Annotated in this window: 14 protein-coding genes; 8 read left to right on the top strand and 6 right to left on the bottom strand. The window is 37.2% G+C overall.

Features of this window, described 5'->3' with window-relative positions:
• Positions 1–29: 29 nt before the first annotated feature.
• Positions 30–581, top strand: a complete 552-nt coding sequence (locus IEV85_RS20665; protein ID WP_188467151.1) for a 2'-5' RNA ligase family protein — start codon at positions 30–32, stop codon at positions 579–581.
• On the opposite strand, the gene IEV85_RS20670 is transcribed toward IEV85_RS20665, so the two are convergent.
• Complete coding sequence (locus tag IEV85_RS20670) at positions 574–1,065, bottom strand: DUF6702 family protein (protein ID WP_188467153.1); 492 nt, start codon at positions 1,063–1,065, stop codon at positions 574–576. The genes IEV85_RS20665 and IEV85_RS20670 overlap by 8 nt on opposite strands.
• 84 nt (positions 1,066–1,149) lie before the next feature.
• On the opposite strand from IEV85_RS20670, the gene IEV85_RS20675 reads away from it, so the two are divergent.
• From IEV85_RS20675 to IEV85_RS20695, 5 genes are all read left to right on the top strand, one after another.
• Positions 1,150–1,737, top strand: coding sequence for a HupE/UreJ family protein (locus IEV85_RS20675; RefSeq protein ID WP_188467155.1), 588 nt, complete (start codon positions 1,150–1,152; stop codon positions 1,735–1,737).
• A 16-nt stretch (positions 1,738–1,753) separates the two neighbouring features.
• Positions 1,754–4,069, top strand: coding sequence for a M1 family metallopeptidase (locus tag IEV85_RS20680; RefSeq protein WP_188467157.1), 2,316 nt, complete (start codon positions 1,754–1,756; stop codon positions 4,067–4,069).
• Positions 4,070–4,317: 248 nt separating this feature from the next.
• Positions 4,318–9,783: an alpha-2-macroglobulin family protein gene (locus IEV85_RS20685; protein ID WP_188467159.1), complete on the top strand. Its 5,466-nt coding sequence runs from the start codon at positions 4,318–4,320 to the stop codon at positions 9,781–9,783.
• Between the two features lie 225 nt (positions 9,784–10,008).
• Positions 10,009–12,330 (top strand): penicillin-binding protein 1C, encoded by a 2,322-nt coding sequence (pbpC, locus tag IEV85_RS20690; protein WP_188467161.1) that lies wholly within the window; start codon positions 10,009–10,011, stop codon positions 12,328–12,330.
• Between the two features lie 128 nt (positions 12,331–12,458).
• Positions 12,459–12,659 carry a hypothetical protein gene (locus IEV85_RS20695; RefSeq protein WP_188467163.1) on the top strand — a complete coding sequence of 67 codons (201 nt, stop codon included), beginning with the start codon at positions 12,459–12,461 and terminating at the stop codon, positions 12,657–12,659.
• 19 nt (positions 12,660–12,678) lie between these two features.
• Here IEV85_RS20695 and IEV85_RS20700 read toward each other — a convergent pair whose 3' ends face one another.
• The 3 genes from IEV85_RS20700 to IEV85_RS20710 all read right to left on the bottom strand — a co-directional run bounded on the left by IEV85_RS20700 (position 12,679) and on the right by IEV85_RS20710 (position 15,405).
• A complete protein-coding gene (locus IEV85_RS20700) occupies positions 12,679–13,887 on the bottom strand; it encodes an NAD(P)-dependent oxidoreductase (RefSeq protein ID WP_188467165.1) in 1,209 nt (402 codons plus the stop codon).
• A gap of 66 nt (positions 13,888–13,953) precedes the next feature.
• Positions 13,954–14,592 carry a deoxynucleoside kinase gene (locus IEV85_RS20705; RefSeq protein WP_188467167.1) on the bottom strand — a complete coding sequence of 213 codons (639 nt, stop codon included), beginning with the start codon at positions 14,590–14,592 and terminating at the stop codon, positions 13,954–13,956.
• A 147-nt stretch (positions 14,593–14,739) separates the two neighbouring features.
• Positions 14,740–15,405, bottom strand: a complete 666-nt coding sequence (locus tag IEV85_RS20710) for a DUF2461 domain-containing protein (RefSeq protein ID WP_188467169.1) — start codon at positions 15,403–15,405, stop codon at positions 14,740–14,742.
• 81 nt (positions 15,406–15,486) lie between these two features.
• Between IEV85_RS20710 and IEV85_RS20715 the strand changes: the two genes are divergently transcribed.
• Positions 15,487–16,680, top strand: a complete 1,194-nt coding sequence (locus tag IEV85_RS20715; RefSeq protein WP_229712676.1) for a J domain-containing protein — start codon at positions 15,487–15,489, stop codon at positions 16,678–16,680.
• On the top strand, positions 16,680–17,897 hold the full coding sequence (locus IEV85_RS20720; RefSeq protein ID WP_188467171.1) for a M28 family metallopeptidase: 1,218 nt from the start codon (positions 16,680–16,682) through the stop codon (positions 17,895–17,897). Before IEV85_RS20715 ends, IEV85_RS20720 begins: the two co-directional genes overlap by 1 nt.
• Here IEV85_RS20720 and IEV85_RS20725 read toward each other — a convergent pair.
• Positions 17,894–19,117 (bottom strand): glycosyltransferase family 4 protein, encoded by a 1,224-nt coding sequence (locus IEV85_RS20725; RefSeq protein WP_188467173.1) that lies wholly within the window; start codon positions 19,115–19,117, stop codon positions 17,894–17,896. The two genes, IEV85_RS20720 and IEV85_RS20725, sit on opposite strands and share 4 nt — an antisense overlap.
• Before the next feature lie 78 nt (positions 19,118–19,195).
• A complete protein-coding gene (locus tag IEV85_RS20730) occupies positions 19,196–20,179 on the bottom strand; it encodes a YpdA family putative bacillithiol disulfide reductase (protein WP_188467175.1) in 984 nt (327 codons plus the stop codon).
• Between the last annotated feature and the right edge of the window lie 15 nt (positions 20,180–20,194).

The raw sequence follows: 20,194 nt of genomic DNA on the forward strand, positions 1-20,194 counted from the left end.
ATAAATGTAAGTCAATAATTATTTAATATATGCCAAAAGAACTATTTTTTATTGGAATTTGCCCTCCTAATCCTCTTAAAAAGGAGATTCATGGGCTAAAAATAGAGTTTGGTCAAAAATATGATACAAAAGGCGCTTTTCGTTCATCTGCACATATTACTCTACAAATGCCATTTAAATTGGGGACAAATAAATTAGAAGCCCTTAGAACGGATCTTGAAGGCTTTTCAAACCTGGTATATGATTTTAAAATTGAATTGAATGGTTTTGGTGCTTTTGAACCTCGGGTGGTGTTTATTGCCTTGGAAGAAAACCAGGAGTTGGATCAAGTGCAAAATAAGCTGCAAACAATGTTAAAAAAACATCAGGTTTTTAATAGCACTCATAAAAACAGAGGTTTTCATCCTCATATTACAATTGCCTTCCGGGATTTAAAAAAGAAAAATTTCTATCCACTTTGGAATGAAGTCTGCGATAAAAACTTTGAAAAGAGTTTCCGGGCTGGCGGACTAACGCTCTTTCGGCATAATGGAAACTCATGGGATGAATATGATTTTTTCCCTTTTAAAAATTCTAATTAAACCTCACTACATCCGTTTTATTCCTTTCCATCAGCCGCATAGTTTTCAATTTATCTTTCACGGTAGTATGTACAAGGTTCGATTGATCATCGAACTCATCAAACATAATTGAATTAGTTACAGTAAAAACCTCTGGTTTCCGCACTTTGTATATTTCCTGATAACACCAAAGTACATTATCTTCCAGCTCGCTTCCCAGATAAACTATGTCCTGCTTTTTTCCATTTATTTCCACACTGAAGTTACGCTTTAAGTAATCTTCTACTAGCGAATCTATTGCCTCAGTGCTTGTCATTACCAGAATATCCAGATTAACATTATAATTTTTATTAAGAGTTTGTTCGAAATCATCTACAAATACTTTATGCATAACCTGAACTGATTTGCTTTCCTCTTTATAAATTAATTCAGTAATTGAAACGTGGAAAGGGTGAAAGCCACTAAGCACCCAAATAAGGCCGATTATATAATTGCTAAATATCATTTTTTAAAGTCTGATTACAGATTTACAAAATTATGTTAATATTATGTTTGGTTTACAAAAAACGCGAAATTTATATAAATGGAGATGTCCAATTTTAAAGTGTATTTTGACCTTGGTTTCGAACACATTCTCGATATCAACGGCTACGATCATATTTTATTTGTTTTAGCTTTGGCAGCAGTTTACTTGCTGAGAGATTGGAAAAAAGTTTTGATCCTTGTAACTGCCTTTACAATAGGCCACTCTGTTACATTGGCTCTTTCCACATTAAATTATGTAGTGATTCAACCGGAAGTAATAGAGTTCCTGATTCCTGTCACCATATTTATAACCGCCTTTGCTAATTTATTCAAAAAGGAAAAAAGTCTGAAGCAATCAGGGAATATGCAGTTAAACTATATTTTCGCACTTGTTTTCGGTCTCATTCATGGTCTGGGATTTAGTAATTATCTTAAAAGCTTACTAGGTAAAAACAGTTCTATTGTTGGTGAGCTACTTGCCTTTAACCTGGGCCTTGAGGTAGGACAAATCATTATTGTAGTCTGTTTTTTGATTATTTCATTTATATTTATTGATCTGTTTGGAATGAAAAGAAGAGATTGGGTACTTATTATTTCCAGTGCAATAGCTGGTATTGCAATTACCCTTATGTTAGAAACTAAATTTTGGTAAAAATAAATTTTAGAGTATGAGAAGATTATTAATTGCAGGTTTAATGTTGTTCGGTTTTACTACTGTAGCCCAACAATATCAAAACCAGGGAAAATTTGAGCAACTGGATTATATACTCCGCTCGCCAAACGTTTATCGCACAGCTTCAGGAGCACCAGGCCATATGTACTGGCAACAAAGAGCAGATTATAAAATAGATGTAACGCTTGATGAAGTAAAAAATCAGATAAAAGGTTCTGAAACTATTACTTACACTAATAATTCCCCTGATGACCTTACCTATTTATGGGTGCAGTTAGATCAGAATATGAGAGCAAAAAACAGCCAGTCATATACCTCTGATGAGTCTACAGTACCTGATAGAGCCACAGAAGGAACTATTGATGCTATGATGGGCTATCCTGATTATGATGGCGGACATAAAATCCAGAAGTTGGTAGATTCACAGGGAAAAGCCATGAATTACACCATCAATTATACGATGATGCGAATAGATCTGGAGAAACCTCTGAAGGCCGGTGAATCAATTTCTTTCTCCATCGACTGGTATTATAACATTAACGACCGTGCACGAATGGGCGGCCGAGGTGGCTATGACTATTTTGATGAAGATGGAAATACCGTTTACACCATCACCCAGTGGTTTCCAAGAATGGCTGTTTACAATGACTTTGAAGGATGGCAAAATAAGCAGTTCTTAGGAAGCGGGGAATTTGCACTCCCATTTGGAGATTATGAGGTAAATATCACTGTTCCTGCAGATCACATTGTGGCCTCAACAGGAGAGTTACAGAATGCTGACGAAATTTTAACAGCAGCGCAGAAAGAAAGATGGGAAAAATCAAAAACTTCTGAACTACCTGTTTTAATTGTAAATAAAAAAGAGGCAGAAAAAGCAGAAAAAAGTAAAGCATCAGGTACTAAAACATGGAAGTATAAAGCTGAAAATGTAAGAGATTTTGCTTTTGGTTCCTCCAGAAAATTTATTTGGGATGCAATGGGGGTAGATATTGAAGGACGTACAGTTATGGCTATGTCATACTACCCTAAAGAAGCATGGGGCTTATGGGACAAATATTCAACAAGAGTTGTTGCCCATACTTTAAAAGTTTATTCACGCATGAGTATTCCTTATCCTTACCCGGTTGCTATTTCTGTGGAAGCTGCCAACGGAATGGAATATCCTATGATTTGTTTCAACTATGGTCGTCCGGCACCGGATGGCACGTATTCAGCCCGTACAAAATATGGTATGATTGGAGTAATTATTCATGAAGTAGGACATAATTTTTTCCCTATGATTGTAAACTCTGACGAGAGACAATGGACATGGATGGATGAAGGACTGAACAGCTTCTTGCAATTTATTGCTGAACAGGAATGGGAGCCAAATTATCCGAGCAGAAGAGGACCGGCAGGCAATATTGTATCTTATATGAAAGGTGATAAAACCAATATCCGGCCTATTATGACCAATTCAGAAAATGTTATCCAGTTTGGAAATAATGCCTATGGAAAGCCAGCTACTGCTTTAAATATTTTGAGAGAGACTGTAATGGGCAGGGACTTATTCGATAAAGCTTTCAAAACTTACTCTGAAAGATGGGCATTTAAGCACCCGACCCCTACTGATTTCTTCCGTACCATGGAAGATGCCTCAGCTGTTGATCTGGATTGGTTCTGGAGAGGATGGTTTTACTCCACTGACCATGTGGACATTGCCATCGAGAATGTGCAGTGGTATAAATTAGATTCGAAAAATCCTGATGTAGAAAATAAACTCAAAAAAGAAAAGAGAGACAGTGAAGCTTATCATGTTACTCCTGACAAAAACCGAGAGGAAGGTGTTGTTACTGTAGTGGAGAAACATCCTGAACTGAAAGATTTTTACAATAACTGGGATGAGTATGATGTAACTGACTCAGATAAAAAAGCCTATAAAACTTTCAGGGCTTCCCTATCTGCCAAAGAAAAGGAGTTAATTGATGGGGGGTACAACTTTTATGAAATCAAATTTGAAAACAAAGGTGGTTTGGTAATGCCAATCATACTTAAAATGAGCTATACTGATGGAAGCTCTGAAACTGTACATGTACCTGCTGAAATATGGAGAAAGCATGAAAATGAAGTTTCAAAAGTCTTCATCACCAAAAAAGAAGTAGCTCAGTTCCAGATTGATCCTAAAAGAGAAACTGCTGATGTGGATGAAGAAAACAACTATTGGCCACCACGCAGCATTCCTAATAGGTTTGAACTTTATCAAAGAAGAGAAAGTACACCTAGAGGTCAATCTCCTGCGGATAATGAGATGAGCAGAGCTAATAGAAAATAGAATTAGCTTCACAACAAGCTTTAAAAGCCATTATGAAAATTCATAATGGCTTTTTTAATTTAAAATATTACATACTATATAATTATTCCGACAATAAATGTACTTTTATGTCATTAAATAATTATCTCTCTTAATCTTTACCGGTGATTAATACTTGCTTTCTGTGAAATACATTTTCACCAGATGTAGTGACTTACAGAGAAAATAATTTCAATACTTTTAAGTTTTCTTTTTAACTATCCAATTAAATGACAATTCAAAAACTAGCAAAAGGGCTACTAATAGGTAGCATTGCCGTATTTTGGCAGGCTTGTGGCTCTGATGACAAAGAGGTAAAGCAATCTAACATTGAGTATTCCGAAGCCCTGGCCCAGGAAATCAGTTTTGTAACCAATGGTGATGTACACTTTGATGATGAAATTAAAGTAATCTTTAATACCGATGTAATTGAGGAAAGCGAAATTGATAGCTCTCCGGCTGATGTTTTTGATTTTGATCCTGATATTGACGGAAAAGCCGTGTGGAAATCCCGAAGTGTATTGCAGTTTATTACGGATGAGGGGTTACCTATTCGTGAGCAGATAAGTGGAACATTGAATCTTCAAAAACTATCAGCTAGATTTAAAGAGATCGACCTGGAGGATCTTAAGTTTTACCTAAATGTTTTGGGTAGAGAAATCTCTGATTTCAATGCTCAGCTGAAACTTAAAGATAGAAATGACCCTAAAATCTTAATCTATAAAGGTACTATCTCATTTACTGAAAAAACTGATATTGAAATTCTTAAAGAAGAAGCCAGCCTTAAAGGAGAAGGGTCTCCTAAATTAAGTTGGAGCAAAATAGATGACAAAACCTTTCAGTTTATAAGTGATGATATCACCAGAACTGATGGAGAAGCCACCTACGATTTCAAGATTGAAAATGATGAACTAGAATTAGAAGAAGTATTCACAGCTCAGTTTGTACTGGTTCCTTTGAAAGAGATGAGGCCGGTAGAAGTAAAAGCGGAGGAAGCTGGTAAAAAACCAAGAATCAGAATAAATTTCTCTGATGAATTGGATATGGAGCAAAATATTGACGGCTTGGTTTCAGTGTCTCCTACTGTAAAATTTGAAGCCAAGAAGCTTGGCAGCACCATTATTTTAGACGGTGATTTTAAGTTTGGAACAAGCTATGAGGTTAACGTTAAAGAAGGCTTGAGAAGTAAATGGGGTACAAAAACTGTAAAAGCTTTTAACAAGCAAATACAGTTTTCCAATATAGCCCCACAATTGGAATTTGCTTCTGATGGCATCATTTTACCAAGCTCTAACAATAAGAAAATACAGTTTTATACTACCAACCTAAAAAGAGTACATTTAGAAGTAAAGAAAATTTTCACTGAAAAAGTAGGCCAATTTATTGAATCTGAGCAATTAGCCAGCACAAAAACCAGAAATCAAGGCTTTAATGACAGCTACTCCAGTACTATTGGTGTAATTATCAAAAATCAATCATTAGAAATAGGTAAAGAAAAAGACAAAAACGAATGGCTACTGAATGAATTTGATTTATCAGAACTGTTCACTAATTACCAGGATGGTATTTATTTAATCAGGATTAATTTCACGCCTGAAGATCTAATGATTCCTGTAGAAGGAGATAAACTCAGCTATATTCAGGAAAAAGGACAAATTTACAAGCCTGTATTTTTAAGTGATATTGGCATGACACTTAAAATTACTGATAACGATAGCAGAGTTTTTGTTACTGATTTAGTAACAGCTAAGCCACTATCGAATGTTAGAGTTTCTTTACTTGATTACTATGGTGATGAAGTGGAGTCTGTCAAATCTAACAGTGAAGGGGTAGCCTATTTCAGCTCTGACAGATATTTTTACCATGTAATTGCCCGAAATGGGAATGACATCAGTGCATTGAAAAAAAATGATATGCGCTGGAGTAATTCTGGTTTCGACATAGGAGGTGTTAATGAATCTTACAACAATACCAAAGGCTTCATTTATACAGAAAGAGGTGTTTACCGCCCCGGAGATTCCGTTCATGTGAGCTTTATTGCCAGAAACAGCAATAAAACTTTCCCTAAAGATCATCCGGTTACCATCAATGTTCGTGATCCTGAATACAACATTATCTATGAGCAAACTAAGGTAAAGTCGACTGACGGCTTCTATGTATTTGGCTTTAACACAAGTGAAAATGCACCAACAGGAAATTACTCCATTAACATCCAGGCAGGAGGCTCTTATTTTAGCCAACCGCTAAAAATTGAAACTGTAGTGGCTGAGAAACTAAAAGTAGTGGTTAATCCTGAGAAAAAAACACTCTCACACTCCGACAAAACCATTAATTATGCAGTGGAAGCCAATTATCTGTTTGGCGCACCAGCAGCCAGTTTAAAGGCCGAAGTGGATGTTGAGGTAATTCCATATGAAAAAAGCTATCCGAAATACAAGGACTATACCTTCACAAGGGCAGACATTGAATATAAGTCTTTCACCAAAAATATCCTTAAAACTACTTTAGGAGCAGATGGTAAAGTAAAAGCTGAATGGGTTTTACCTGCTATGGGTTCCGTACCTTCCATGCTAAAAGCAAAACTAAATGCTAAAGTGCTGGAAAAAGGAGGAATGCCTAATGAAGGATGGAATATTGTAAACATTGAACCTTACCCTTATTTTGTTGGATTGATGGATCCGAGCGGCTATGGTTATTACAAAACAGGTGAAGAAGTAAGGTTCCCGGTGGTGCTTTTGGACAGCAAAGGAGATAAAATCAGTGGCAAAAAACTTTACTATAAAGTATATCGAAACGATAAAAACTGGTGGTATCAATATGACAGCAGAAGAAACTATCAACTTAAGTACAAAGAAGACAGCCAGACTTACCTTGAAACTGAAGGAAGCATTACTACCCAAAGCAGCAACAATACTATCAGTTTTAACCCTGCCGAAAATGGTGAGTATCTAATTGAAGTGAGCGAAGGAGAAAACGGGCACATTGCCTCAATGTTCTTCAGTGCCTACCGCTATGGAAGCGTGCCGGGTGGTGACTTGAATGAAGGTAATCTTGCACTGAAATCTGACAAAGAAAGTTACAAACCAGGTGAAACAGCTAAAATAAAGCTTCCTAATCCACAGCAAGGTAATATGCTCATGACTATTGAAAAAGGTGGCGAAATGCTTAGCTGGAAATGGATAAAACCTTCCGGAAACACAGCAAATGAGCTTACTTTGGAAGTTCCGGTTACACGGGAAATGCTTCCTAATGCTTATGTTACTGTTTCAGTAATTCAGCCTCATGATCAAACTATGAACGACAGACCTATCCGTACTTTCGGAATATTGCCAATTATGGTAATTGATCCCTCTACTAAAATTGAGTTTGAAATAAAAGCAGCTAAAAATTTAGTGCCTAATAAAACTTTTGAAGTTGAAATTAGCACCATCAATCAACAGCAGGCACAATTCAGCATTGCTGTAGTAGATGAAGGTTTGTTAAGCCTCACTCAGTTCAGAACACCTCAGCCCTGGGATGAATTCTTTAAGAAAACCGGCTTATTCGTTCAAACCTATGATATTTTCTCTCATGTAATCAGTGCCAACAAAGGTGATGTATTCCAAACATTCTCCATCGGAGGGGATGAGGCATTGGATTATCGTGAATCTCAGATAGACCCGGTAAACGGAAAAAAAAGGTTTAAACCTGTAAGCATGTTCAAAGGGCCATTAATGACCGATTCCAGAGGAAAAGCTACAGTTCAGTTTGATATGCCAAATTATAATGGAGCAGTAAGAGTAATGGTAGTAGGCGCATCTGGCAACAGTTACGGAAGTGCAGATAAAACTATTCCGGTACGATCTGATATTATTTTACAGCCAACTATTCCAAGATTACTTAATCCGGGAGACGAATTCATTCTTCCTGTTTCCTTGTTCAAGATCAATCCTGATATAAAAACTGCACAATTTAAATTAGCCCTTGAAGGCCCATTGGAAGTAATTGGAAATAACTCTGCCTCAGTAAATTTCTCGCAAAAGGAAGAAGCAGATATCAGCTTTAAAGTGAGAGTAAAAGAAGCTATTGGACAAGCAAAAATCTCTATTTTAGGAACAGCAGGAAATATCAAAATCAATAATGAAACTGATATTAAAGTAGTACCTACTTCTACAAGAGTGTACGATAAGAGCACTAAAAAAGTAGCAAAAGGCCAAAGCGTTTCTATCAGCATTCCTGCTTTAGGGCTTGAGGGAACAAATAATGCTACGCTGGATTTGAACATCTTCCCTGATATGGATTTTGATCATAGATTAAAATGGCTGATTCGCTATCCTTACGGATGTATTGAACAAACTACTTCGGCAGTATTCCCTCAATTAACACTGAAGCAAATGGGATATTTCAGGAAAGATGAAATCAGTGAAATTGATAAGAATATTAACGAAGCCATTTTACGTTTGCAACAGTTTGTCCTAAGCAGCGGAGCATTCTCCTACTGGCCGGGACAGCAAACACCTTCAGAATGGGGCAGTAACTATGCTACACACTTTCTTATAGAGGCAAGAAAAGCAGGTTATTCAGTTCCTGATTATTTATACAATAATGCAATTTCCAATCTGGATTCTGATGCAAGAAACCATAGTGGCAAATTAACTACCAGGGTCTACAGAACATTTATATTGGCGCTTGCTAACAGGGCTCCGGTTGGTGAAATGAACCTTATAATGGAAAACTCACTACCTCATTTGAGCAATGCCGAAAAATGGATGCTGGCTGCAGCCTATCATTTAAAAGGTGTTGAAAATGTTAAAACTACTATTTTGAATAGTGCAGGCACTGAAACGAAGGAATACGATCCGTTCTCCTATAGTTATGGCTCTAAATATCGTGACAACGCCATCATTTTATATGCTGCTACCCTAATGGAAGACATGGAAACAGCCGAACTGATGGCTAAATCAGTAGCCTCCACACTTTCAGGAAAAGAGTATTTAAGCACTCAAAGTTCAGGATACATGCTGTTGGCTTTAGGTAAATATTTTGAAAAAGCAGGTATTTCCATGGCAAACGGCCAGGTAATTACAGGTAAAATTACCTTAGCTAACGGACAAACTATTGATTTTAATGAGGAAGGCAGATATACCATTCCTATAAAAGATAATTTTGGTAAAAGCATAACAGTAGAACTGACAAATGCTTCTAATGCTGAGCAAATTTATGCTACGGTTTCTTACAATGGTGTACCTCTAAAAGATCAAAGTGTTGAGAAGAGCAAAAACCTGGGATTGGAAGTAAGCTGGTATGACAGACAAGGTAAAACCATCAATCCGCAAAGTTTGAAACAAGGTGATACATTTTATGGTCGGTTCACTGTAAGCAATGAAAGCCCGATAAGCAATGTGTCGGAAATTGCCTTAGTACAGATTTTTCCATCCGGCTGGCAAATAGAAAACACCAGACTTAACAATGAAATGATGCCAGATTGGACCAATAGCTGGAACTTAAACAAAGAAGATTACCTTGACTTGCGTGATGATCGTGCTATGTGGTTCTTTGATTTAGCAAATAAAGAAAAGCTGGATTTCATTGTTAAACTCAATTGTGTAACTGCAGGTGAATTCTGGCTTCCGGGAACGCTTACAGAAGCGATGTATAACAACGATTTTAAAGCAAGTAAAGAAGGTAAAAAAGTTGTTGTCGCTCCTTTTAAATAAGAGAGACTTTATCATCTAAATAGCATAAAGTAATTAATATGTAGGTAAAATAGTAGAATAAAATGTGCATCATTAGTAATTAGTCAATAGCCACTAAGGATTAGTCTTGGGGAAGGGTAGCCAGTTATTAGACAGCTTTATAATCCTCTAGAACCAATTAACTAATGACTGATCACTAATGACTAATTTACCAGTGGCCAATTAACTAATGAACAATTTTTCTGCATGCAATACCTCAAAAAAATAAAGCCATGGCAGTGGGGAGTAATAACATTCCTCTCCATTGCTCTGCTTTATTTTGCTATCCCTCCTGATAACCCTTTATTCAATACAGAATACAGTACAGTGATACGTGATGAGCAGGGAGATTTACTTCACGCCTACATCAATAAAGAAGAACAGTGGCATTTTCCACCTTCAGAAGGTATTATCCCAGAAAAACTCAAAAAGGCAGTTATTTCTTATGAAGATGAAGCTTTCTACAGCCACCCAGGCATAGACCCTTCAGCTATTGCCCGGGCATTGTATAACAATTTAAAAGAGGGAGAAATCACAAGCGGAGCAAGTACACTCACAATGCAATTAGCGAGAATGCGAAACCCTAAAAGCAGAAGCTATTTTCACAAACTTTTGGAGGTTATTGATGCGCTAAAAATTGAATTACACTACTCAAAAGAAGAAATCCTGAACCTATACCTAAACCATGCACCTTATGGTGGTAATGTAATTGGCTACCAGACTGCCGCTTACAAATTTTTTGGTAAAAAGCCTCAGCAACTCACATGGGGAGAGGCTGCCACTCTTGCGGTACTTCCCAATGCTCCCGGTTTAATTTATCCCGGAGAGCCAAGCAAGTTGTTAGAAGTAAAAAGAAACTCTCTGTTAAAAAAGCTGTTGGATAGAGGCACAATTGAAGAATTAACTTATCAGCTCGCAAGCATAGAGCCTGTTCCTGACCAATTTATCACCTTCGCTAAAGATGCACCACATCTCTCGCGGTTTTTAAAAATGAAGTACCCGGATCAGAAAGAGCTCAATACCACCATCAGCAAAAAAATACAGCGAATAAGCAATCAAATAGCCGAAAAACATCATACTGTTTTAGCTCCTTATTCCATTCACAACCTCTCCATCCTTATTGCAGATACCAAAACAGGGGCCATTAAAGCTTATGTAGGCTCGCCTGATTTTTTTGATGCACAACATAACGGTCAGGTGGATGGAGTTCAGGCAGCAAGGTCCAGCGGATCTATTTTGAAGCCTTTTTTATATGCATTAAGTATGGATGAAGGATTGATTTTGCCACAATCGCTTATTCGGGATTTACCAACATACTTCGATGGATTTGCCCCAAGCAATGCCAATGAAACTTTCCAGGGAGTGGCTACAGCCAAAGAGGCTTTAGTGAGTTCCCTCAACATTCCCGCTGTGCGCTTGCTTAATGCTTATGGTATCTTTCAGTTTTATACTTTCTTAAAAATGGCAGGAGTAAGTACTCTATTCCGAAGTGCCGATGACTATGGTTTACCACTGATTTTAGGAGGGGCAGAAGTAAATATGTGGGATATGGTAACGCTCTACAGGGCTTTGGCCAATGAAGGGGTGGTGCAAAACAATAGCCTTCTTAAAGAGGAGAGCTCTCAGCAAGGAAAACAGGTAATGAGTGCCGGAGCCTCTTTTCTTACTTTGGAAATGATGAAGGAACTGGTGCGACCTGGGAGTGAATATTACTGGAGACGTTTTAGCAACCAGCAACAATTTGCATGGAAAACAGGCACAAGTTTTGGACATAAGGATGCCTGGGCCATTGGAGTAAATCCTCAGTACACTATTGCAGTGTGGGTAGGTAATTTTAATGGAGAGACTAATAAAAATTTAAGTGGTGCTTCTTCTGCCGGCCCTATCTTGTTCGATTTATTACAAGCCTTGCCCGTAAAACCAGGTAAAAAATGGTTCATTAAAAATGAAATGGATTTTACTCCAAAAAAAATCTGCAGCCTTTCCGGTTTTGCAGCCACAAAAGCTTGCACTGAAGTAGATACAGTTGATGCACCCTATTTCATGAAGCCATTGCGCACCTGCGATTACCATGAAACCCGGTATTTCTCAACTGATGGAAAATACCAAACATGCTCCCATTGCTGGGATAAATTAGGTGCTGTTGAAAAAAGTGTGACCCTCTATGCACCTGATATTGCTTATTACCTTCGTGAAAATGGCCAATACATAGAAGCTATACCCAGGCATTTTCCTGATTGTCCGCGATATAAATCAGAGCAGTCTATAGAAATTATTTACCCTAACCTGGATGCCAAGCTATTTCTGCCCAGGGATTATGATGGGGAAATTCAGGAAGTAATCTGTAAAGTGGGAAATACACAGGCTGTAGAAAAAGTGTATTGGTACCTAAATGAATCCTTTTTGGGAAGTACAGAAGAAAATCATAAAATGGCTATTCACTTTAAGCCTGGTAAAAACTATCTCAAAGTAGTTGCTGAAAATGGTAGTGAAGATAGCAGAACTGTTTTTGCGCAGGTGAAGGAGTAAGAGAATTCTGGATTTGCTTTATCATTAGTATTTAGCACAGTATTTACTTCTTGAGAATCCTAAAATATTTTTCTAAACATTAAAAATAAACAGGCTGTTGCTAAACTAATCTCCATAAAAAATTAGTTATGCCACATTTTACACTCGTTTTTAATGATGACTCACAGCAAATTATTTCGGCACCAACAAAGAACTCAATGATCAGGGAATTCAGTAAAGAAGATTGTACCTCTTTTCAGGAAAATGTAAAAGAAATTCACTGGCAGGAAGCCAATATTCATTTCACAGAAATAGTTTACACCGGAGTAATTATTCAAAAAATTATTTAACCAACGGTAGTAATTTCAATTAATTTCCATCCACATAATCCTGCAGGTAGCTAAACTTTTCAGTCAGCTTTCCCTCTTCTGCGATGGTTGCATTTTTAATTACTCCATCAGTATCCCCATTTAATAAATGCGGAATTACTTTATCGATGAGCTCTCTTCCAAAACTCTCCGAAGCATCTCTGGGCAACTCACAAGGCAAATTATCTACCGCCATCACTGTTAAATTACTCTCCACACTGTAAGGAGGCTCAACTGTATCTGCATCAGGGTTATAATCATACACCGGGTCATCAATAGTGGCCGGTTTTTTGGTAGAAGGTATGGAGCCTTCAATATCGCAGGTAATATCACCAATTACCTTTATTTTGAATTCAGGACGAATGGCATCCTCTCTGTTGAACAACACAGGAGCCCTCGGATCCCAAAAGGCACAGGCAATTAATACATCAGCTACTTTAGCATACTTTAAAAAATCCGCTCTGTAAGCACCCGGATTCTTATGAAATTCATCCCTGTTAAATCCGCCTACTCCTTTTCTTTCGTGGTAATCATGGCTATTCAACTGTGTAAATACAGGCCTGTCAAAGCGTTCATTCAGAAATTCATAAGGTGTTACTTTCAGAATATTCATACCATACAACACTTCAATAGCTCCTTTGGCCACTCTACCTCCACCGGTAATTGCAATTTTAATAGCAGGTAACTTTACTTTCTTATATTCAGATTGCATATCTGCTAAATCAAAACACTCATGTGCTCTCCTTAATTTGAACAGATTGTAGCGCCTGCCAAATGTAAGGATAGTATTGTACGCTCCCACGATGCCTGCATATCTTCCAAAGGCTACTATTCTTTGTTTAGTAGTAGGATCTAAAAGACATTCATAATCCACCAGCCTGATTTTCTTATCCAAAATGGCTTTTAACAATCTCCTGTTATAGGCTTGCTCTTTTATGGTATGAGAAAAGAAAAAATAGGTTTTATTGGAGATAAGTTTATCAATAGGCACTTCTTTCACACCAAATAGAATGTCTGCAGAAGAAACATCATCTACCATTTTTAAACCGTTGTGCAGAAATTCTTCAGCCTTAAAAACCCGTACATTGCTATTCTGAATTTTCACTGAGACATCAAAGCGCTGTTCCAATTCCTTCGCTTGAGCGGGTGTAATAGGGCTTCTTCGGTCAATCGGCACTTTATCTTCCCGGATAATAGCAACATGGTTCATATAAATACTTTTTTAATATATTCTTACTTGTTGAATGAAGAAATGTGGAAGATTACCTGCAGCTGATTATCGCTGGTGTGAAAAAAGACCGTGCATTTCAGTATCAATTTTACTGATGATGAGTGCGAAGTCCTCCACATTTTGCAAGTAATCCAGCTGATTTACATCAATGATTATCAGCTTTCCCAGGTTATACTGCTTAATCCATTCCTCATAATGCTGGTTCAATGTCTTCAAATAATCTATACGAATACTCTCTTCATATTCTCTTCCTCGCTTTTCAATCTGTCCCACCAACTTAGGAATATCCGCTCGTAAATAAATTAAGAGATCAGGTGGCGTTATCACAGGCGACATAGAGTCAAACAAATCCAGGTAATTTCGATAATCCCTGTCGGACATATTTCCTGATTGGTGCAAATTTTTAGCGAACACATAACAATCTTCATAGATGGAACGGTCCTGCACCACAGTACGTTCGTCTTCCCTTATTCTTTTTACCTGATTAAGCCTGCTATTCAAAAAATACACCTGTAGGTGGAATGCCCACATTTTCATATCCTTGTAAAAATCTACCAGGTAAGGGTTATTCTCTACTGCCTCAAACTCAGTATGCCAGCCATAATGTTTGGAAAGCTTTTTAGCCAAAGTGGTTTTACCGGCTCCAATATTTCCGGCTATTGCAATATGTTTTAATTTATTCATTTTTGATTATTCAGGAATGCAAAAGTAAAAAATTCTCTTTGTCCTTTCTCTTAAACAGTAAAAAAGAGCTTACCAATTTTAAATAGCTGCTTTGTATTCCGGTATATTCAGAAAGGGAATCTTCCCTTTCTGACCTGTTTTTGATATTTAATCTTCCAGGGCAGTGCGAAAAAATTTATTCAAAGGATAAGCTTTTTCCATTTCTTCGGCAACAAACCGAGGCAGATCGTCTTTTATAATGGTATTTGCTGGAAACTGCTTCATAAAATAAAATTGTTTATTCAACAACAAAGGAGTTTCCTCAGCAGCTTCTTTAAATGGAGGTTTTAGAATTTTATTTTTTGCTCCCAATAGTTGGCCGTAACTACTTATAAATTCTTTTGAAGAAAGAACCTTTTTAATTTCAGCTTCATTGTACAAAATTTCCTGACGCACTTTATACAGGTTTTCTGTAGAAAGGTCATACAACCCGCCACCAACCCATAAGTTATTCGCATCAATCTGCACATAATAGCCAGGGAACTCTTCTTTTTTAGAGATTTTAGAAATATAAGCGCCAACATTATTTTTATAGGGATTTTTATTTTTTGAAAATCGTACATCCCTGTTAATTCTGAAGATTGCATTTTTGGCTTCAATCATTATTTCAGGATCAAACTTCTGCACCTCCAGAATTAAATCTGTAACAAATTCTTTAAAAGGCTTTTTTACATTTTGCTCGTAGCGTTCCCTGTTATCATCAAACCATGCCTTATGGTTGTTCTGAGCTAATTCTTTGAAGAAATGAATGAAGTCTGTAGTGAAGTAAGCCATGTGTTAAATTTCAGATTATCAATCAATATTAGCAATAAATAATTGCTAAGTTTGTTTAAGAGAAGTCAATTTTTTTTCATTTTGAATAATTACTATCAAATATTAGGAGTGAGTGAAACTGCTACGTTGGCAGAAATTAAATCTGCCTATAAAAGCCTGGCTAAAAAATATCACCCTGATATCAACCCGTCCCCAGCAGCAGAGGAACATTTTAAGTTAATTTCTGTAGCTTACAAAATGCTCTCCAACAGCGATTATAGGTTTCAGCACGATCACCAACTAGCTAGCGAAAGGCTAAGAAGAGCAAAATTTGCTTCTCAGAACTATCAAAAAAGAAAGGAGCAGCCTTGGAATAAGCCTCGCCAAACTTATAGTTATCGTCCTAAGAAAAAACACATTAGTCCTGAAATGGAAAGAAAAGGAACGCTTTATGCCATAGCAATGGTGGGAGCAGTTGCTTTTATAATCTATGTTAGCGTTACAATTTTTGAATTTTACCAGGCTCATAAGCTGGAAAAAGTAGTTGAGAATTTCAATAATCAGATTCAATATGCAGACAGCCTTTATTATGCAGGTAAAATAAAAGCAGCACTTTTATACATTTCTGACATTAAGTCTTCCTCACAAACTGTTACACAACTTAAGTCTTACGAGATCAATTATTTAAACTTCAGGCAACAACAGGCAGACATTGATTACAAAAACAAAGCCTATCAGGATGCACTTTGGGGCTACCTCTTCTACATGGAATATACTGGGAGGCAGGATGTGGAAATGCTCTACCGGACTGCTAATTGTTACCGGCAAATTGGTCAATCGGCTAATGCAGTATTTATTTTAAACAACCTGATGAACCAGGATTTCAAGCGTTTGGAAATGATGGAACTACTTGCCAAAATATACAAAGAGGATATGAAGGATAAAGAACTGGCGCTGAAATATTATGAGATGGGGTTATTAACCATCAAGCAACAGTTTAAAGAGATTTATGGCGAGGCTTACCGATTGCTGGTTTCTGCTGAAAGAACACCTACTACTTATAAAAAGATTTATTTTGGAGCGGCCGAATTGTATTTTCAAAAAAGAGATTATGCTGAAGCCTCTAAATTGTTAGAATGGGTAATCTTTTTCGAACCACAAAAAGAAAAAGCTTATCAATACCTAATAAATTGTTATCTTGAAATGGAAAAGGAATTAGAAGCCTGTCAGGTATACCGAAAAGCAAATAACAAAAATATTGAAATAAGTAATTCACAACTAATCAATTGCCTCTGATGCGAATTATACTTACAATTATTTTAGCAAGCTTAACAATTCATGCTTTTTCACAAGATAAAAAGGCAAAGCAAATAATTGAGGTATTGGCTTCAGATTCTCTGGCCGGGAGAGGGTATGTGGCAAAGGGGCAAGAAAAAGCTGCTCAATTTATATCAAACAAACTTTTCTCCTACGGCATATCCAGTACCCGGCAGACACTCAGCTATCCGGTAAATACTTTTCCAAAAGAAATCATGCTTGCGGCTAAAGAAAAAAAGAGTGAAAACTTATATCAGCCTGGAAGTGATTTCCTCATTCACCCTGCCTCAGGCAGTATTTCTCTAAAAAACCAGGAAGTTAATGCATTAGACTCTTTCACCTCACTAGAGAAGGTGAAATCCGGGAAAGTCTACAGTATTAAAAAAACTGCTGAAAATGCTGCTGCTGTTAATGAATTGGTTAACAACTTTTTGAAAAGTAAAAACTTCAAGAAGTCTTTACTCTTGGTCTTAGACAGCGGAAAGCTTACCTGGTTTCCGGCTAATTTTCAAAGTAAAAACGCAGTAGTTTACTTAAGAGCTGAGCTTAAGGAAAACTCAATAACAGCCAAATGGCAAACTCAATTTGAAGAGCAGTTTAGTTCTTCAAATATTTTTGCTAAAGTATCCGGTTCGCGCAGCGATTCAATGATTCTGTTTACTGCTCATTACGATCACCTGGGAAAAATGGGAGATGAAGCAATATTTCCGGGAGCTCATGACAATGCCTCGGGAGTAGCCATGTTGATAACACTTGCGGAGCATTTTGCTGATAACCCTCCTAAGTTTGACACCTATTTTCTTTTCACCACTGCTGAAGAAATTGGTTTGCTCGGAAGTTACTTTTTTGTGCAAAATCCATTAGTAGACCTCAGAAAAATAAAGCTACTAATCAACCTGGACTTGCTGGGAACAGGCGAGGAAGGAATAATGGTGGTAAATGCGAAGAAACATTCGAAAGTCTTTGAAAAGCTCAAAGCATTGAAGCCTGAAAGCATCCCTGAAATAAAAGCAAGAGGAGAAGCTTGCAACAGTGATCATTGCCTTTTTGATCAGGCAGGGGTTCCGGCCATTTTCATCTATACTTTGGGAGGGCGACAGGCATATCATGACATTGATGACACTGCAGAGGGCTTAAGCCTATATGGTTACAACAGCATTCAAAAGCTAGTAATCGAATTCCTACAGCAATTTTAGGCGCTTAAACTAAAGATAGAACGAACAGACGCCTGTTGTTTAATGCTTTTTCCTTCTACTACCTGAACAAAATGACTGGTCAATTCCTCACGGGAGAAAAATTGTTCCGCAACAAATCGTGCAGTAGACTGATATTGCTTTAAAAGCTGCGGGGAATCAAGGAAGGGCTGTATTTTCTCTTTAAACTCTGCAGGAAAGTCTGAATCGGCAAAAATGCCAATATGCTTTTTTTCAACTAATCCTCTGATCCAACCCTGAATATTGGTTATAATGAGTTTACCCGAAGCTATAGCGTCAAAAAATTTGTTAGGTGAATTGGTTCTGAGCACTGGTTTATGCAAAAAAGAAACGTAACAGGCATCAGTGACATTCAATACATCTTTTACCTCCTCCTTGTTTCCATAAGGAATGAAAAATACGTTATTCAATTGTTTATTTTGCACATACTTTTTTAAGGCTAGCAGTCCGTTTCCTTCTCCCATTATTAAAAACCTGATGGGTAGATCCAGAGAAATTTCTGCGCAATGAATAAGGCTCATTAAATCATTTACGGGCCCCACAGCACCAAAATAGGAGATCACAAACTTATCTTTTACACCCAATTGCACCACTAGATTTTCATTCTTAGTCTCTACTTTTTCAAAAAACTTGCAATCTGCCATGTTAGGAATCAAATCCACAGGAACATCAGAGACTATCTTTTCAATATGATTACGCATTCCAGGAGAAAGCGCAATAATCCGTTCAGCTTTTTTATAAATCCTGGATTCCAGCTTTCTGAGTGTACATTTCAAAAGCGGATCCTTAATAACACCCATTTGGATAGGTGCCTCGGGCCATAAATCTCTCACCTCAAAAATATAGGGAATTTCAAATTTCCTCTTTAGCCATAAGGCCACCAAGCCTACAGTTAAGGGCGTACTTGTTGCGATACACTTATCGTATGAATTGCTTTTCCGAAGAAAATTTTTGCTTAGCTTCACAAACTTCAGAAAAGAAAGTATACGTTTATAAAACCCAAAGAAGTTAGAATAATTTACAGGAAGATAAACTACCTCAATCCCTTCAATAGACTTTGTTTTTTTGAAACTCTCATTGTGTGAAGTAAGCATTGTCACCCTATGACCTTGCTTTACTAGGGCTTTAGCCATGTAATAAGAGCGGTTGGCTCCACCTTCATCAGGTGTTTTGAAATATTGATGGATATAAAGGATATTCATTTAATCCCTAAAATTACTCAAAATCTTCTATATGAAACTATGAAGGATAAAATAATTAAATGCCTATAAGCTACCAGATTAAACTATTTTTAGAGACTTGGCCTTTATATGATCTACAATCATATCCGCATGCACCCGGCTGTTTTCAATAAACCATTTATTAGTTTCCAAACCTCCACAAATTACGCCTGCAAGATATATACCCTCAATATTGGTTTCCATTGATTCAGGGTTATAGACTGGCGCCTGAGGATATTCATCATTGATTTTGATTCCCATACTTCTAATAAAGCTATAATCTGGTTCATAGCCGGTCATGGCCAAAACAAAATCTGTCTCAATTGTCAAGCTTCCTTCAGGAGTAGTTATATCAATTTCACCTTCCCTGATTGCAGTGAGACTACTTTCAAAATAAGCATTGATACTACCCTCTTTTATTCTGTTTTCAATATCAGGCTTTACCCAATATTTTACAGTGTTTCTGATTTCATTTTCTCTAATAACCATGGTTACCTCACTGGCACCCTTTCTATAACATTCTAGCGCTGCATCAACAGCTGAATTGGCTGCTCCAATAATTGTAACGCGCTGGTCGAAATATGGGTGAGGCTCCTTGTAATAGTGAGTAACCATCGGGAGGTCTTCTCCCGGTATACCTAACAGATGAGGCAAATCGTAAAATCCTGTTGCTAAAATAACCTGATTTGCATGGATGGTTTGTTTTTTCGTTTCTACGATAAATCCATCCACAGTTTTTTCCACACCTTTTACTTCATTGTAAAGAGAAGTGTTTAACTTTTTGGAGGTAGTAACCCTTCTGTAGTACTCAAGAGCCTCCATTCTTGTAGGCTTTGGATTATGTGAAATAAATGGGACTCCACCAATTTCCAGCTTTTCGGATGTACTAAAAAAGGTCATTCCGTAAGGATAATTATAGATGGAATTGACCAGCGTGCCTTTATCAATTATTATATGAGACAAACCTGCTTCCTGTGCTTTTATTCCACAGGCTAAGCCAATAGGACCTGCTCCTATTATAACAACATCATAATGTGATTGCATATTTTCTTCTTAATG

It is taken from the genome of Marivirga lumbricoides (assembly GCF_014636295.1).
Lineage (GTDB): Bacteria > Bacteroidota > Bacteroidia > Cytophagales > Cyclobacteriaceae > Marivirga > Marivirga lumbricoides.

Bases quoted from the DNA above. Each gene is read 5' to 3' on its own strand.
- IEV85_RS20665 (WP_188467151.1), top strand. From the start codon at position 30: ATGCCAAAAGAACTATTTTTTATTGGAATTTGCCCTCCTAATCCTCTT.
- IEV85_RS20670 (WP_188467153.1), bottom strand. From the start codon at position 1,065: ATGATATTTAGCAATTATATAATCGGCCTTATTTGGGTGCTTAGTGGC.
- IEV85_RS20675 (WP_188467155.1), top strand. From the start codon at position 1,150: ATGTCCAATTTTAAAGTGTATTTTGACCTTGGTTTCGAACACATTCTC.
- IEV85_RS20680 (WP_188467157.1), top strand. From the start codon at position 1,754: ATGAGAAGATTATTAATTGCAGGTTTAATGTTGTTCGGTTTTACTACT.
- IEV85_RS20685 (WP_188467159.1), top strand. From the start codon at position 4,318: ATGACAATTCAAAAACTAGCAAAAGGGCTACTAATAGGTAGCATTGCC.
- pbpC (WP_188467161.1), top strand. From the start codon at position 10,009: ATGCAATACCTCAAAAAAATAAAGCCATGGCAGTGGGGAGTAATAACA.
- IEV85_RS20695 (WP_188467163.1), top strand. From the start codon at position 12,459: ATGCCACATTTTACACTCGTTTTTAATGATGACTCACAGCAAATTATT.
- IEV85_RS20700 (WP_188467165.1), bottom strand. From the start codon at position 13,887: ATGAACCATGTTGCTATTATCCGGGAAGATAAAGTGCCGATTGACCGA.
- IEV85_RS20705 (WP_188467167.1), bottom strand. From the start codon at position 14,592: ATGAATAAATTAAAACATATTGCAATAGCCGGAAATATTGGAGCCGGT.
- IEV85_RS20710 (WP_188467169.1), bottom strand. From the start codon at position 15,405: ATGGCTTACTTCACTACAGACTTCATTCATTTCTTCAAAGAATTAGCT.
- IEV85_RS20720 (WP_188467171.1), top strand. From the start codon at position 16,680: ATGCGAATTATACTTACAATTATTTTAGCAAGCTTAACAATTCATGCT.
- IEV85_RS20725 (WP_188467173.1), bottom strand. From the start codon at position 19,117: ATGAATATCCTTTATATCCATCAATATTTCAAAACACCTGATGAAGGT.
- IEV85_RS20730 (WP_188467175.1), bottom strand. From the start codon at position 20,179: ATGCAATCACATTATGATGTTGTTATAATAGGAGCAGGTCCTATTGGC.